At 52.6% G+C, this 679-nt stretch carries 2 tRNA genes and 1 rRNA gene; all 3 read left to right on the forward strand.

Annotated elements, in window-relative coordinates:
• Positions 1-444: ribosomal RNA gene (locus tag WN56_RS08585) — 16S ribosomal RNA — on the forward strand; the annotation flags it as partial.
• 81 nt (positions 445-525) lie between these two features.
• Positions 526-601: transfer RNA gene (locus tag WN56_RS08590), tRNA-Glu, on the forward strand.
• Between the two features lie 2 nt (positions 602-603).
• Positions 604-679: transfer RNA gene (locus tag WN56_RS08595), tRNA-Lys, on the forward strand.

Raw genomic sequence — 679 nt, forward strand, 5'->3', positions numbered from 1 at the left:
CAACGAGCGCAACCCTTATCCTTGTTTGCCAGCACGTAATGGTGGGAACTCCAGGGAGACTGCCGGTGATAAACCGGAGGAAGGTGGGGACGACGTCAAGTCATCATGGCCCTTACGAGTAGGGCTACACACGTGCTACAATGGCAGATACAGAGGGCAGCGAAGCTGCGAAGTGGAGCGAATCCCTTAAAGTTTGTCGTAGTCCGGATTGGAGTCTGCAACTCGACTCCATGAAGTCGGAATCGCTAGTAATCGTGGATCAGAATGCCACGGTGAATACGTTCCCGGGCCTTGTACACACCGCCCGTCACACCATGGGAGTGGGCTGCACCAGAAGTAGATAGCTTAACCTTCGGGAGGGCGTTTACCACGGTGTGGTTCATGACTGGGGTGAAGTCGTAACAAGGTAGCCCTAGGGGAACCTGGGGCTGGATCACCTCCTTACTGACGCTATTTTTGCGAGTGTTCACACAGATTGTATAGGTTGAAGTATTAAAGAGGATATGTTCCCAAACATATCGGCGTGTCCCATTCGTCTAGAGGCCTAGGACACCGCCCTTTCACGGCGGTAACAGGGGTTCGACTCCCCTATGGGACGCCATTGGGTTGTTAGCTCAGTTGGTAGAGCAGTTGACTTTTAATCAATTGGTCACAGGTTCGAATCCTGTACAACCCACCA

The organism is Salinivibrio sp. KP-1 (assembly GCF_000968645.1).
Classification (GTDB): domain Bacteria; phylum Pseudomonadota; class Gammaproteobacteria; order Enterobacterales; family Vibrionaceae; genus Salinivibrio; species Salinivibrio siamensis.